This window comes from Enterococcus sp. DIV1682a (assembly GCF_051711005.1).
GTDB lineage: Bacteria > Bacillota > Bacilli > Lactobacillales > Enterococcaceae > Enterococcus_B > Enterococcus_B hirae.
In genome coordinates, this window is record NZ_JBIOLT010000002.1 from 19,179 (window position 1) to 33,797 (window position 14,619).

Sequence of the window (14,619 nt, forward strand, 5' to 3'; positions counted from 1 at the left end):
TATTACTTTAGTAAAAGATAAAAAAATATTATTAGTAGATCTACATGGAGTAAAAGATGGATTTGCTGAAGTAGTTGTTGGACATAGATCTCAAGCAATAGCTTTATCGAACAACAACAGCATATTTACGAGCATGATATACTTTTTCAATGTATTTGCAAATCTTGCCTTACTTTGCCATACTTAGCATAAGAAAAAGAGGCTATGCGTAAATATATCCCCTTGTAGAACCCTTAAAAAGATGGTGGCTGTATTAAATAGTTTGAATGCCCCTCTAACTGCTTGCCAAAGTGAAGTTAGAGGGTTTATTTTTTATTGTCATTTTTGATAGCTAAAACTAATATTGCAAATGCAATCATTAGCTGTAGTGCCTCAAACAATGACAATTAAGGCTCTCCTTTTCCTAGACTTGATACTTACACACATAGTAGAAACATTGAATGTAAAAGGAATGATGAAAAATAAGCACTTAGCTAAATCAATTTCACAACAAAAATTCTATGAGTTCAAACGCCAACTTCAATACAAGTGTGAGGATTATGGCATTGAATTAGTGGAAGCAGATAAGTTCTATCCAAGTTCTAAGTTATGCCATGAATGTGGGCATAAAAAAGTAGACTTAAAATTATCAGTCCACACGTACCATTGTGATAAATATGGATATACAGCGGGTAGAGATTATAATGCAAGTGTGAATCTAGCTAGTTATAGTGTGTAATGTAATCTACGATCTTCTACTGAAACGGAAATATAGATACGGATTCATTGTATCCGAATTAATGCTTGCGGAGTGTTATAGCAAATGAGAGTAACGAGCAAGTGGAAAAATCGGACACGTAGAAACAGGAAATAAACATAAATCTGACAAGTTTAATAGTTGGTTAGAAATATTTATAGATTTTTGGCAACGGGAATAGGAAAACAACATAAGAAAATAATTTTCGAAAAATTTTCCAGCTTCAAGAGAAGCGCTAATCCCCATTTTCCCATAGTGTTTCGAAGTAATTGCTAATGATAGGTAAAAGTATTTTTATTAAAAAGGTATAACTTATACCTTTTTTAATGACTATTATTACTATAATATCAGTATTTTAATTTAAAGTATAAAAAAATATTGATTAAAATCTTAGTATAACTTATACTTTAAATATAGAATATGTTGAAAGAGGGTAAACAAATGGCAGCAACTACTTATACAGTTGGAAATTTTAAAGGAGGCGTTGGAAAAACTAAAATTGTTACAATGTTAGCTTTTGATAATGCTGTAATTAATAAGAAAAAGACATTAGTAATTGATATTGATCCACAGGCAAATGCTTCTCAAATTTTAGCTCGGACTGTAAATATGAAACATATTGAAAAAACTATCGTAAATGGAATTAATGAAAATGATCTATCTGTTTGTATTACTCCTATTATGGAAAATTTAGATTTAATCGCATGTGACACAAGTTTTAGATCGTTTTCAAATTATGTAATTACAAATTATGAAGATGAAAAGGATCAAATTATGGTGTTGGAAAAGCTTTTAGTACCGATTAAGGATAAATACGATGCTATTTTTATTGATGTTCCCCCTACTATTAGTGCTTATTCAGATAATGCTATGGCAGCTTCAGATTATAGCATTATTGCTTTTCAGACACAGGAAGAATCTTTAGATGGTATAGGAAAATATATTGGATATCAAAAATTTATGATAAATAAGTATAATATTGATCTTGAAGTTATTTCTATAATCGCATGTATGCTTGAACCAAATAATGATTTAGATAAGAATGTTTTGTCTGATGCAATAAATTTATATGGATCTGCTGTGTCTCAAAATATAGTTAATTTTCAAACAAGACTAAAGCGCTATTCAAGAGAAGGGATATCATTAAAAAAGTACAGAAATGGAAATTACGATCAATGGGATTATCGAGCACATGAAACTTTTATTAAAATATTAGCAGAATTAGAAATTCGTAGAAAAATTTTTGAAGAATAACTATAGGGATGTGAGTAAAATATGAGTGAAAGAAAAACTTTTGATATTGATATAGATTTTGATACAGAGTATTCTGGATTATTGCAACCTGGAAATAAGAAGAAAAAATCAGTTTCAATAAATCGCGAAAATGATTTTGAACAAACACTTTTTAACAAAAAGATAAAGTCATTTCCTAATACAAGCAAAAAAAGAGGCCGTCCTGTAGAAATTACTGATGACAGATATAAAGTTACAAAGCCAAAAAAAATATCTCCAGCACTAGAGTCAAAATTAAATGTAATGCAAGATTATGTAGAAGAACTACAATCAGTAAAAGGAAGAATCACATTTGAAAAATTAATAGATACATTGGCAGAAGCTTATATTACTCAAAAACTTGGTGTTTCTAAGGAAGAACATTTGCGTTTTGAAATCAAAAAAGCTTTTGAAAAACTATAATTTTTTTGATTACCAAAAAAATTAAAGTATAACTTATACCTTGTTTTTATAATTATAAGAATAAGTTATACTTTAATGAAATTAATTTATATATTGATATTAAGCCTTTTTTTATTAGATATAAAAAGAATAAGTTATACTTTAATGATATAAAAGGAATAACTTATTCTGTATTTATTTACTTATAACTTATACCTTTAGAAAAGTCGTACTTGAACAACAATTACAATTTTGTTATATTCAAATAAATTAAGCATACAAAAAAGAGACGGAAATAATTGATTTTGATCGAATCAATTATTTCTGAATCACATGAAACAGACTCATGTGTTCGCGCTCGTCTCAATAAATAAATTAAGCGGTCTGATAAACCACTTATTTGTTTTACAAATGTGTTTAAATTATAGCACATTTAGAGCGAGCAGTTCAATAGATAAAGCGATATTTTTCTAGGTTTTTACAGAAATTTAAGCCGAATATTGAAAGAGAACACAGAACAAGTTTTAGAATTGCCATGTGTTCTCTTTTTCAATACAATTCGGAGGAAATTTTAGGATGGAAAACTTAGATCAATTCTACAGTGCTTTGTTAAAACAAGGCATTCGTACATACAAATATCGAAACAGCACCATGAAGCCTGTCGGGTATGAGAATACCAGCAGGAATGGTACTATCTTTGCGTACCGCAGTAAACAATTGATGAATGCAGGGCGTGGCATGGTTATTACGTCTGAAGAAGCGATTTTAGAAAATGAATCCAAACTGACTCATTGGACACCAAATGTTTATCGCTATGGAACTTATGCGGACGAAAATCGTTCAATCGTTAAAGGGCATTCGGAGAAAAATATTAGTCAAATCAATACTTTTGTCGTGGATATTGATTCTAAAGAAAATCATCAAGGAGAGATTTTCTTAGCTTGTGTGGATGAATTAGGGTATATGCCAACGCTCATTTTAGAATCAGAGCAAGGTTATCAAGTCTATTTTGTATTAAAAACACCTGCTTATGTGACGAAAAATAGTAATTTTAAAGTAATTGAAGTGGCAAAACGTATTTCTACAACGATTCGGACACAATTGGCTAATCAGTTACCAGGTATTGATGTAGGTTGTAACCATTTTGGAATTGCTCGATTCCCAAACAAACAAAATATTGTATTTTGTGAGCTAGAAAATCAATATTCTTTTTCTGATTGGTTGAATTGGTCAATGAAAATGGCATCTAACCAAAAAACTGAAGCAGAAAGAAACGCGAAATTGATTGTTTTTCCTGAGAAAAAAGAGTATCGCCAAGTTGATGAACCGTGGTTTGATTTGTTACTACGAAAAGCAAACATTATTGGGGGAGAAGGTCGATTAGGACGCAATAACGTGATTTTTACACTCTCTTTGGCTTATTATTCTTCTGGTTACGGACAAGAAACTTGTGAGTATAACATGTTTGAATTTAACGAACGCTTAAATGAACCGTTGTCTGAAGGTGAAGTGCGAAAGATTGTCAAAAGTGCGTATTCTGGAAATTATCAAGCAGCCAATCGTGACTTTGTTTTAGAATTATGCCAGGAATGGGTAGCTTCGGATATTCAAGAAAACGAGTTGTTTATCCAACGTCGTGGTTGGTGGAAGTTTAAGAAATCACGTGAGCAACGCCAATACAGTCATAAAAAGGAATGGCAAGAAGATATCATGCGTTATTTGAGCGAAAAAAGTGATCTTCGTATGCCTTATTTAAAACTGTCCAAAAAAGAATTGGCGGAACAATTGAACATGCCTTTAAGAAGTCTGGATCGTGCATTAAGTTCCTTAAAGCAAGAACACAAAGTATTCTACAATGTCAAAAAAGGGCGTGGTGGCGGACTTTTACTTGCTTCAGTACGTGTATTATTCACAAGTTTGATCCAAGCGAAGAAAGAAGAAAAAGAAGCCTTTATTCAAGGAATCATTGCGCAGTTTAAGCTAACAATCGATGAATGGACAAGTACAATTCACCAGCTCCTACCTGAGAAAGAAGCCAAAGAAATCAGGCTATTTGAAGTCGATACAGGTTGAAAAAATAAAAGACGCCAATTGCCTTTTACAATATATCTTTGATACTTCTAGCGGTTCCCTTAGTCTATTTAGTTATGTCTGAGAGTGTCTCTTGGTCTTTTGCTGTTTCTCTTTAATTATTTTGCTAGTTATATGTTATTATTACGTATGTAATGATGGGCAGCTATCTGAAGGAGGGGTTTTTATGTCTATGAAGTTGTATGTGTACTCTCATGCGGTAAATGTGTATATCTTGCGGTATTTAGGTATGCCAGTGGAGCAGTTTTGTGAACTTTATGGCTTTAATCAAGGTACGGTGGCTAGTTGGGTAACAAGGGAGCGTTCGGTAGAGACGTTGCCTGCGTCGTTTATTTATGCTTTGTCCTTGGCTTCTAGTCATAATATGGGGGAAATCTATGAAGAGTTGTTGAAGCTACAAGAAGACTATTATTGTTATCGTGAACGTGTAGGATTCAAGAAGGGAAAGAAAGTGAAAAAACGCTTAGATTGATTTTTGATAAATTTTATTATATTACAATTATTACAAATAGAATTGTTTATTTTATCATATATCGTAATTAGAAATCTATTAGATAAAATCATAATCGTTGGTTTTGGTTTCAAAATCGTAAATAAAAGGATCAAAAAGAACGTTTGTTCCTGTTTTAGTTTTGTGCTATGCTTTTTTTGTAAAGATTTTTACTAAAAAACGATTTATTATCTTTTGTTAATTGATTGAGCAGCTGTTCATTCATGAGTAAATGATTTTGTGAGTAAAGGAGGATGAAAGTCTACTGTTATCGACTTTTTGGAAGTGGAGAAAAATAAAATGATGAATTTATTTGCAGATTGTGAATGAATATGTTATCGTTTTTTTAGAAATTTTCAAATTAGAATGAATTTAAAAGTAAATATACTTTTTTTGTTGTGATGCGTTGTTGTGCAATGTAGAGCCCAACAAAAAAAGGAGTGGTTTAGAAATCTCGCTGAGAAAGAGCGCCAACTCTTTCAAAGGTCATAGATTTCTACCCCGACCGTTAGCTTCGATAACGGTGCTACTCCTTTTTGAGTTACAGGTTTCCCTGCAACACGAACAATAATACCATAAAATTAAGTCAATGAACAATCTTGTATTTTATACTTGTTGTAGTTTTTTTTCTTTTATGGTGCAGTGTATCTAAAAATTTTTTTAGTTGTACTGTTGCTTTATTGTCGTGTTTTAAGCGAGATTCTGTAGTTAAGAAAGAGAGAGACTGTTATTGCTTCTTTGGAGGTAGTAGCTAGTTTCTCTCTTTTTTTGTTGGGTTCCACATTGTTCAACAACAAGTGGAACAATAATAGTTTGAGACTTTTGAAGTGGAGGAAACAATGTTTGGAAAATTTTGTACAGTTGAGGATCTGAAACGTCAAGCAATTACAATTAAGCTTTATAACAACAGTGTTTGGGCTAATTTAGGGGACGGACGATTTATTAATCGTCAATCAAAGCAAATTCGACCAATTTCTATGCTTTATCGTTCCACTCGAACGGTTGTTGGTGTGAATTATCAAGTGATTGCAAAGCGTAAAAAGAAGCGAGAAGGACTCTTGTTTCTGGAGAAACCTTACAAGACAAAATACATGTAAGAACGGAAAGATTTTTCTTGTTTGCAAGTAAATCTCTTTACTTGTGAACACCCTTGGTCCTTGAAAATTGAATAAAAAGAACACAGTTTAAGGGGGTAAGAAAACCGTCTGTTTTCTAAATTAGGAGGTGTAAAAGATTTAGAAGGAGATAAGAATGTTTTCTTGCTAGTCGTAGATATTCTTGCTGTCTAATCTACGGTCGTGTTTGGAAGGACAGTACCTGAAGGCGTAGTGAACCTTTGGGAAGATTGTGTGAGGACAAGTTGCGGAGAAATAAGTAGCGCAGGTAAGGGTTACTTCGGTAACTATCTGTTAGCAGAAGGATTTCTGATACTTGGTACATTTCGTGTGATTTGTGGTTCACAGGTTGAGCATTTACCTAACATGCCAGGTTATCGTTTTCCCTAACAACGAACACTATATTTTGTTTTATTTGATTTACTTGTAAACAAGAGGAATTTTTTATTAGGAGGCGTTCAAATGACGGAAATTCAACGATTGATTTGTTTTTTAGAATCTGGAAAACGTAAGGAAATTTCGATGGCTGAATATGTTTCTCTGCAACAAAGAAGACAGAAATGGTCAGAAAGACGTTATCGTCAATTATTAGCGGAATTATCAAGAAGTCAGGCGATTCTTCCAAATTATGTCACTCAAAACGGTCAGGTTGTCCGAATGTTGAAATTGCGAACTGTTTAGGTTTAGAAAAATAGAGGAGACACCTACTAGTAAAGAAAGGGACACCTGATGGAAACAAAGAAAAAAGGATCAAGATGGCGGTCAGTGAAGAAACGATTCAAAAACTTCAGTGGATCGTAAAGGAAGACCAAAAGAAAAACAAAAAGAGAATCTATCCTTGTGATTCTTTAGAGCGAATAATCGATAACGAATATGTTATATGTAAAGTATTTCGAGAAAATTAATTAAGAGAAGGAGTCAATGTCTATGGTAAAGGTTATGGGGAAATATACCGGACATGTATATTATTCCTGTCAAAGCCAAACAGAAGCCCATGAATGGATTCATGCGAAAAAAATTTTTGAGTAATTAGTTATTCTTGTACTTCCTGGAAAGAAGGCAATGGTGTGAGTACAAAATATCATTACAGTCCTTTGGTAGATGCTTTTATTCGAAGAACTGATTTACGGGAAGAAAGAAAACTCATTCGTCGTTTTGAGAAAGAGATTTTAGCTGAAATTAGTCAAGGAAAAGATCGTCAGCTTCCAGTAAGTCAATATATTGCACATTTTTCACCAAAAGAAAAACGTTGTTTTTTTGGTCTTTTGAAACGATTTGAACGAGTGAAAGTCTATTATCATTTTGAAGAAGGCGTATCACGTCAATATTTGATTGTGTCATAAAAGAGGAGGATACAGCAGATGAAAAATTATGATCCTAATATTCGATGGGGAAAACATACTGTTAAAGTTTCTTTTCAACGTTGGGATTATAAAGGATTTGTAATGTTTAGAAAAGGTGGAAACTGTAAAGGATTAGATGTTTTAGCATGAGACGAGGATGATTTGTACGATCAACCATTGATTGATAATCCAGTTGGGTTTGGATTGCTTTCTGAAGATGATGAAGGCAATGAGTGGTTCAAAATGACTCTTACGAACGATAAAGGAGACGAATTATCTGTAGAAGATGCTTGGTCATATTGAGCGAATATATTGTTGGTATTGAAATTATTGATTTTGTAGCAGATAAAGAAAAATAGAGAATAGAGGAATAGACAATGAAAATAAACAAAATTAGCACAGTTTCTTTAACTACATTTCGGTTGAGGAAAGAATATGAAAAGGAATTGACTGAATCTAAAATTCCAAGTTTTGTACAAGAAAGAATCGAATATTTTGCAAATTATCTTTCCAAAGGAATAACATTTTCAGATTTGTATTTGTTTGTTACAGCTGAGTCAGATGAAATTGAACTAGCAACAATGTTTGAAGAAATTTTTGATAGTTCCTATTTGTATACGAGTAGTGAATTTGTGAACTGGTGTCGAGATCCAAAGAATTGGAAACAACGACAATTCGAGTTAGCAAATGCAGTTATCCATATATATCAACAAAGAACAAGGAAGGAACGAATGATCGTATGAATGGCTATTTTCTAATTTTTTTAGTACTAGTAGGTTTTATGTTATTTCTTTTTCACGATAAACAAAAAGTATATAAGAGAAATTTTGGTAGGAAAATAGGTAAGTAATATTTCTTCAAATTCTCTAAATGAATGTACGAGTTTTTTTCCCTCGTACATTTGATACGATTATGAATTTAAAACGTACAATTATGAATATGACGAACTAAATAACAAGTAAGTTTGATATAATTCTTTTGTTATATTAATTCTAAAAAAGTATTTCCAACAGAAACTAATAAGGTATTTATTTGGTAAGTAAAGTATTGTTTATCTTTTCTTGCTAATCCAAAAAAATCACCTATTTTCAAAGATTTAGAAGCATATTTCAGTTCTGGAATCTCAAACAAATTATTCTTTTTGTTCGTTACTTTGATAGGTAATTGGATTTCTTCTCCTGATTCGGGAGATAGAATAGCAATGTTTTTATCTTTAAAAAGTACTAATTTGAGTTTTTCCCAAATCTTGAATATCAGCACCTTGAAGTTTTTTTAGTTCGCTTAGCGAAGGATAATTAGAATTACTAATCACACTGCTAGAGGTTGTGGTGGTTACGGAACTATTTGTTTCTGTTTTTCTAAACAGAGAAAAAGCAATGATAAGTACAGATATCAGTACGATACTGAGTGATAAGATTATGAGGGATTTTTTCTTCATAATAGTTTTCTCCATATTGAATTGTTTTTTCGATAAAGAAGCAGAAACGACTTATTGGTGTTTCTGCTTCTTCGCTTGTAATTGTTTAGCGTAGGCTTCTATGTCGCTTTTTAAATACAAGCGTACAATGGAAGGACCTTTACCATCCTTGCTCTCATAGAAGGGATCAATCATATTAGTACGAACAGATTGTTGAAATCCTTGAGCAGATTGTCCAGTAATTTTTAGAGCTTCTTGTTTAGTAACAAGATTATTATTCATCCATTGCTTTATTTCATTAATGTCTTTAGTATCCATAGTTCTCTCCTTATTCTATTAATTAATAAAAATTATACTAAAGATATTATAAATGAAAAAAATTAAAAAATCTAATCTAAAATGGTTGTAATTATATTATATAAATATAATATAAAATAAAATGAAAGAAGGAACGAAACATGAAATTATTACGAGTACTTGCATTTGGAGCAACTATTGGTGGAGTTGCGTTAGCAACTGCTCACGAGAAAGTAAATGCAGAAGAATGGACACCACGTACTGTGGAACAAATCAAAGCAGATATGAAAGGTAACGAATATACAATCGTTTGGGGAGATACGCTAAGTGGAATCAGTCAAGCAACAAACATTTCTGTACAAAAATTAGCAGATATGAACAAAATTGCGAATGTAGACTTAATCTACGCAGGCAATAAACTAGTTTTTGATGGCAATGTAGCAACTGTTCAGAATAACAAAGGAGAAACAGTTGCACAATCAGTAATCCAAAATGAAGATAAAGTAGTTGCAAACCAACCAGTTGGACAACCAGTACAAGGTACAACAAGCAATAATACAACAAATTCAGCAACTCAAAGCACAACAACACCTTCAACTAATAACACAGTAACAGGTAATACACAAACTGGCGGTCAAACAACTGGAAATACAGGAACAACAACGCCAAGCACGCCAGAAAATAACGGTGGCACAACTCAAACACCAACACAACCAAGTCAACCAAATAATAATGGTAATCAAAATGGTTCGATAGGTGGAAATACTGGTGGAGGACAAACAACCCCTTCAACTCCAGGAAATAGTGGAAGTACGACAACACCTTTACAACCTAGCAATAAACCAAGCGGAGGAAACACAGGTAGTTCAGGATCAACAGGCGGAAATACTGGAACAACTACTCCAAGTAAGCCACAAGCTCCAACGATTGTGAGTGGATACATTGGAAATAGTGGAAAAGTGTTTGATACTCCAGAAGAAGCAAATAAATTTGCTGATGAAAAAGCTGCGAATGATTTAAGTATTAAAGGATATAAATTGATTACTATTGATTATAGTGATGGTTCTGAAAAATTCTCGATTGATTTTTACTAAGATAATTTAAAATAGTAATTTTTTTGTTAGTAAAGAAGGAATGACGATAAGTTATTTCTTCTTTTTTTATGTTTATTTTAAGAGGTGATTTCAATGAATTACTAATTGTATTGTTAAATTGATAAAAAATTATAGGGAGGAAAGTATAGATGAAGTTTAATCAATTTAATAAGATACGGAAAAAAGTAACTGTTTTTATGCTCTTATTGAGCTTATCTGGTGTTATTAGTCAACCATTAAGTGCATTAGCTGAAACAGAAATATCTAATCAAGCGGAAAGTAGTCAAGTAGAAAAGAGCAATTCTCAAAAAGAAAACAAAGATATAACCAATTCTTCTGTTCAAGAAGATAAACAGAAGGAAGACAAAATTGCAAGCAAAGGTATAGAAGGAAAAACAGAAAAATCAGATCAAGCGAATAGACAATCATTAACGCCTGTTCCTGCGAAGACTGAAGATCAATTAAATCAAGAAGTGAAAAAAATATTTGCAGATAATGGTTATGAATTATTAGAAGACGGTTCAATTCGTAGTACGACAGGGACTTCGTATCGTTCTAATTTGTTTGAGGTACTACAAAAAGTAGAATTAATTAAAGCACAAAACCAAGCACAAGCGAGAGCAGTATTGGGAAGTGCTTTTTTTGTTATGCCTAGAGGAACAGGAGTTGTTTATGTTGACTCTAATTATGGTGATTCTGCTTTTCATTGGTCACAATCGAATGGAAATGTAGAAACTGGCTATTATGCTAAAAAAGATGGTAATGGCAATATGCTTTGGTGTGTGGAACCAGGAGCGCCTTTAAACTGGGGAGCGAATGCTGGTTTTACTACTTCTGAGGTATCTGATGACAAATATGTAAAAGCTTCTTTAGTCGTTTATTGGGGGTGGGAAAAACAAAAATCAGTTGTGAATGCTTTTTATACAGAAAAATTAGTTCAAGAAGTGACAACTGGAGTAACAACCTCTGATATTAAAGATTTAAGTGGTCAAGGTCGAATAAGCCAAGCGGGTTATGAATCATTCAAAAAAGAGGTAATGAAAAAAGTCAATGCTTTTTATACAAAGCCTTCATTTGATGGAAAAACATATACTATTAAATTAGGAGAGACTTTGACACTAACGGATTCGAACAATTCCTTACCTTATTATAAAGTTCTAAATAATAATGCTAATGTTACTATTTCTCAATCTGGAAATACTTTAAAAGTTACTCCTACTTCAAGTAGTAATATTAATGGATTTGTTAGATTTAAGTATGAAATTGATCCTTCATTTAAAAGGGCTAAAATTTTATATCAAGCGTCTTGGCTTCAAGATGTAATTTTTGCTGGCATAGGAGATCCAGCATATTCAGATATAAATATAAAAGTACTAAAAAACGGAAACGTCAAAATTAAAAAAGTAGACGCAGATACAGGAAAATCTATTTCTGGTGCGAAATTCAAACTTTCTTATGGTGGAAAACAGGTAGAAGTTATTACAAATGCAAATGGGGAAGCTGATCTGAAAGACGTTCCTCATGGGACAAAAGTAACGATTCAGGAAATTCAAGCTGCTAACGGTTATGTGTTGAACAAAACACCACAAACAGTCACAATCGAAGCAAATCAAACAGTTACGGCAACTTTCAAAAATAAAAAACAAGTGGGTCGTTTAGATCTTATTAAAGAAGATAAAGAGACAGGAAATCAACCGCAAGGTTCGGCCCGATTAGAAGGCGCTGCGTATGGCTTGTTTGAGACGAATGGTCAAAAAGTAAAAGAAGTGACATTGAAAAAATCAGAAGATAAAGTCACTGGTTCTTTTGAAAATGTGCAAATTATGCACGATTATTACGTGCAGGAAATTAAAGCGCCAGAAGGCTATAACATTGATCCAACAAAATATCCAGTGAATATTGCTTATGCTGGTCAAGATAAAGAAGTTGCAGTTCAATCAATGACTGTAAAAGATCAAGTGATTAAAGGTGGCATAGAAATCGTTAAAATCGGTGATAAACCACTTGTAAAAAAAGTAATGGACAAAGTGACTGGTAAGTCTGATAATGTGAAACCTAAATTAGAAGGGGCAGAATTTACAATTACTTCTAAAACAACAGGGAAACCAGTCAAAGTAATTACGACCGATAAAGATGGTAAAGCAAGTACAGGTAAAACATTGCCTTATGATTCGTATGTAATGACTGAAACTAAAACACCTGAAGGGTATCTAACGATTGATCCAATCGAATTTACGATTTCGGAAGAAGATCAAAAATTATTCTGGGTATTGGAAGATAAAATCATTGAAGCTCGTTTACACCTAGTAAAAGTAGATGGTGAAACAGGAAAAACAATTCCATTGAAAGATACCACGTTCAAAATTTGGGATCGATGGGCAAATGATGGAAAAGGGGACTATGTTTCAATGCGTGTTCCTAATTCATTGGAAGTCAGTGACGAGTTTAAAACCAATGACAAAGGGGAATTGGTCACAAGTGATAGTTTACCATTTGGTAAAAATCGTTATGAAATCCGTGAATTACGTGCGCCAGAAGGTTACTTGCTTGCGACTGAACCAGTTGTTTTTTCTGTAACTGAAGCTGATGCAGGTGGTGTGATTACGATTAAGTTCAAGAACATGCCACAAAAAGGGCAAGTGAAAATTCATAAAACTGGAGAAAAAGGGATCTCTACTGTCGAAAAAGAAGGCGAATATGGTAAATATGTCGATATTCAATACGATCAAGTGGATTTAGCAGGTGTCAAATTCAAAGTTCGTGCGGCAGAAGACATTACAACGCCAGACGGTACCGTTCGTTTAGCAAAAGGTGAGTATGTTCAAAAAGACGGAAAAGATCTTGAATTAGTGACAAATGATTTAGGAGATACTCTTTCTGATCCTAATTTGTATATTGGGAAATATGAAGCAATTGAAATTGAAGCACCAAGTGGTTTTGTGATGGCGGAAGAACCAATACCTTTTGAAATTAAATATGCAGGTCAATTGGTTGAATTATCTTCGACTGATGTAGAAATTGAAAACTCATTACAAAAAATCAATGTATACGGCTATAAGAAACAAGAAGTCGTAACTGGTTGGGAAGATGGAAAACCAACCATTGAGCTTGAAAATGCGAAAAATGGTCAAGTGTTCGGTTTATATGTTGGCGAAGAAGGACTACAAATTGGTTATGATATCTTACCAGAAGGTAATGCTCTTGCTTATGCAAAAGTAGAAGACGGAAAACTTTCATTTGAAGGATTGACCTTACCTAATATTCCAAGTAATTACTACTTACAAGAAGTGAACGCTGGGAAAGATCATGTATTAGATGAAACAAAATATACGTTCCAATATGTTCCATCAAGCAATGAGAAAGAACATAATATTCATGTATTTGCGGACGGATACGCTGAAAATAAAGAAATCTTGACGAAAATGGCTCGAAAAGAGATTGAAAACAAATTAGCATATACAAACGTTGAGCTAATCAAAACGGATAACTTAGGTAACAAACCGCTTGAAGGGGTTGAGTTCCAATTAATTCGTGTAGATGGTAAAAAAGAAACAGTGATCGACACGTATAAGACAGATAAAGATGGAAAAATCGCTGTGAAGAAATTACCAACTGGAAAATACAAATTCAAAGAAACGAAACCATTAAACTGGTACTATCCAAATGCAGACGATTTGAGCTTTGAAGTAACGCCAGAAACCAATGGGCAAGAGATTTCACTTAAAGCGGTCAATAAACGTAAGCCAATGAAAATCACCACACTTTTAGCAACCGTAGACGGCAAAAAAGAAGCTGACCCTACTGTTGATAATACATTGCGTGATAAAGTAGAAATCAAAGGCGCAGAAGTTTGTCATACGTACTATATCGTAACGCCATACGTTGATCCAGCAACGAAAAAGGTGATTACAACTGTTGAGTCTACGTATACCGCAAAAGCTGAGAATGAAACAATTTATGTGGATATTCCAATCGTAAAAAATACGATGAAAGACGGTCAAAAAGGGGTAGCTACTCACTATATTTATTACGACAAAGAGAAAACAAAAGAAGTTGGTAAAGAAGATGATTTGAAAAATAAAGATCAAACTGTCACATTCAAAACGCCTAAATTCTTACCAAAAACGAATGAATCAAGCAACGTACTAATAAGTATGATCGGCTTGGTTCTTTTTGTTTGTGCTAGTGTTGTAGTTTTTGTTCGTCGTAAATCACACAAATAATTAATGAAATAGAGATAGTTGAAATGACTATCTCTATTTTTATTCAAGGAGAGTGAGAAAAATGTTTTCTAAATTTCTGAACAATTATAAAATGCTACAAAAAAATATGCTGCCCCTATGTATTTTGAAGGAAAGCAAA

General features: G+C 32.9%; 15 protein-coding genes and 1 pseudogene. 13 read left to right on the forward strand and 3 right to left on the reverse strand.

Annotation, left to right across the window (positions count from 1 at the left end; all coding sequences use genetic code 11):
- Positions 1 to 305: 305 nt before the first annotated feature.
- Positions 306 to 386 (reverse strand): putative holin-like toxin, encoded by an 81-nt coding sequence (locus IGJ23_RS13390; RefSeq protein WP_220381293.1) that lies wholly within the window; start codon positions 384 to 386, stop codon positions 306 to 308.
- Here IGJ23_RS13390 and IGJ23_RS13395 point away from each other — a divergent pair.
- From IGJ23_RS13395 to IGJ23_RS13445, 11 genes and pseudogenes are all read left to right on the forward strand, one after another.
- Complete coding sequence (locus tag IGJ23_RS13395; RefSeq protein ID WP_438775096.1) at positions 380 to 718, forward strand: RNA-guided endonuclease InsQ/TnpB family protein; 339 nt, start codon at positions 380 to 382, stop codon at positions 716 to 718. The genes IGJ23_RS13390 and IGJ23_RS13395 overlap by 7 nt on opposite strands.
- A gap of 459 nt (positions 719 to 1,177) precedes the next feature.
- On the forward strand, positions 1,178 to 1,990 hold the full coding sequence (locus tag IGJ23_RS13400; RefSeq protein WP_081115494.1) for a ParA family protein: 813 nt from the start codon (positions 1,178 to 1,180) through the stop codon (positions 1,988 to 1,990).
- 21 nt (positions 1,991 to 2,011) lie between these two features.
- Positions 2,012 to 2,431, forward strand: a complete 420-nt coding sequence (locus tag IGJ23_RS13405) for a hypothetical protein (RefSeq protein ID WP_081115495.1) — start codon at positions 2,012 to 2,014, stop codon at positions 2,429 to 2,431.
- Positions 2,432 to 2,986: 555 nt separating this feature from the next.
- Entirely contained in the window at positions 2,987 to 4,483 is a 1,497-nt protein-coding gene (locus IGJ23_RS13410; protein WP_438775097.1) for a primase C-terminal domain-containing protein, read from the forward strand.
- Positions 4,484 to 4,667: 184 nt separating this feature from the next.
- Complete coding sequence (locus IGJ23_RS13415; protein ID WP_010738086.1) at positions 4,668 to 4,973, forward strand: hypothetical protein; 306 nt, start codon at positions 4,668 to 4,670, stop codon at positions 4,971 to 4,973.
- Between the two features lie 857 nt (positions 4,974 to 5,830).
- Positions 5,831 to 6,088: a hypothetical protein gene (locus IGJ23_RS13420; RefSeq protein ID WP_128436235.1), complete on the forward strand. Its 258-nt coding sequence runs from the start codon at positions 5,831 to 5,833 to the stop codon at positions 6,086 to 6,088.
- A gap of 252 nt (positions 6,089 to 6,340) precedes the next feature.
- Complete coding sequence (locus tag IGJ23_RS13425) at positions 6,341 to 6,496, forward strand: hypothetical protein (RefSeq protein ID WP_164906918.1); 156 nt, start codon at positions 6,341 to 6,343, stop codon at positions 6,494 to 6,496.
- 72 nt (positions 6,497 to 6,568) lie between these two features.
- A complete protein-coding gene (locus IGJ23_RS13430; RefSeq protein ID WP_438775098.1) occupies positions 6,569 to 6,787 on the forward strand; it encodes a hypothetical protein in 219 nt (72 codons plus the stop codon).
- 386 nt (positions 6,788 to 7,173) lie between these two features.
- Positions 7,174 to 7,449: a hypothetical protein gene (locus tag IGJ23_RS13435; protein WP_438775100.1), complete on the forward strand. Its 276-nt coding sequence runs from the start codon at positions 7,174 to 7,176 to the stop codon at positions 7,447 to 7,449.
- A gap of 18 nt (positions 7,450 to 7,467) precedes the next feature.
- Positions 7,468 to 7,808 (forward strand): annotated as a pseudogene (locus tag IGJ23_RS13440) (DUF5406 family protein).
- Between the two features lie 18 nt (positions 7,809 to 7,826).
- Positions 7,827 to 8,192 (forward strand): hypothetical protein, encoded by a 366-nt coding sequence (locus IGJ23_RS13445; RefSeq protein WP_081115515.1) that lies wholly within the window; start codon positions 7,827 to 7,829, stop codon positions 8,190 to 8,192.
- A 238-nt stretch (positions 8,193 to 8,430) separates the two neighbouring features.
- Here the strand turns inward: IGJ23_RS13445 and IGJ23_RS13450 are convergent, their stop codons facing one another.
- Both IGJ23_RS13450 and IGJ23_RS13455 read right to left on the reverse strand, forming a co-directional pair.
- The gene (locus IGJ23_RS13450) at positions 8,431 to 8,709 is read right to left on the reverse strand and encodes a hypothetical protein (protein ID WP_438775102.1); all 279 of its coding nucleotides are present in this window, start codon (positions 8,707 to 8,709) and stop codon (positions 8,431 to 8,433) included.
- Positions 8,710 to 8,938: 229 nt separating this feature from the next.
- Positions 8,939 to 9,184 carry a hypothetical protein gene (locus IGJ23_RS13455; RefSeq protein ID WP_010720538.1) on the reverse strand — a complete coding sequence of 82 codons (246 nt, stop codon included), beginning with the start codon at positions 9,182 to 9,184 and terminating at the stop codon, positions 8,939 to 8,941.
- Positions 9,185 to 9,324: 140 nt separating this feature from the next.
- Here IGJ23_RS13455 and IGJ23_RS13460 point away from each other — a divergent pair, with 140 nt between their 5' ends.
- Together IGJ23_RS13460 and IGJ23_RS13465 are read left to right on the forward strand one after the other, a co-directional pair.
- A complete protein-coding gene (locus IGJ23_RS13460) occupies positions 9,325 to 10,257 on the forward strand; it encodes a LysM domain-containing protein (RefSeq protein WP_368026392.1) in 933 nt (310 codons plus the stop codon).
- Positions 10,258 to 10,406: 149 nt separating this feature from the next.
- A complete protein-coding gene (locus IGJ23_RS13465; protein ID WP_438775104.1) occupies positions 10,407 to 14,480 on the forward strand; it encodes a SpaA isopeptide-forming pilin-related protein in 4,074 nt (1,357 codons plus the stop codon).
- Positions 14,481 to 14,619 lie beyond the last annotated feature (139 nt).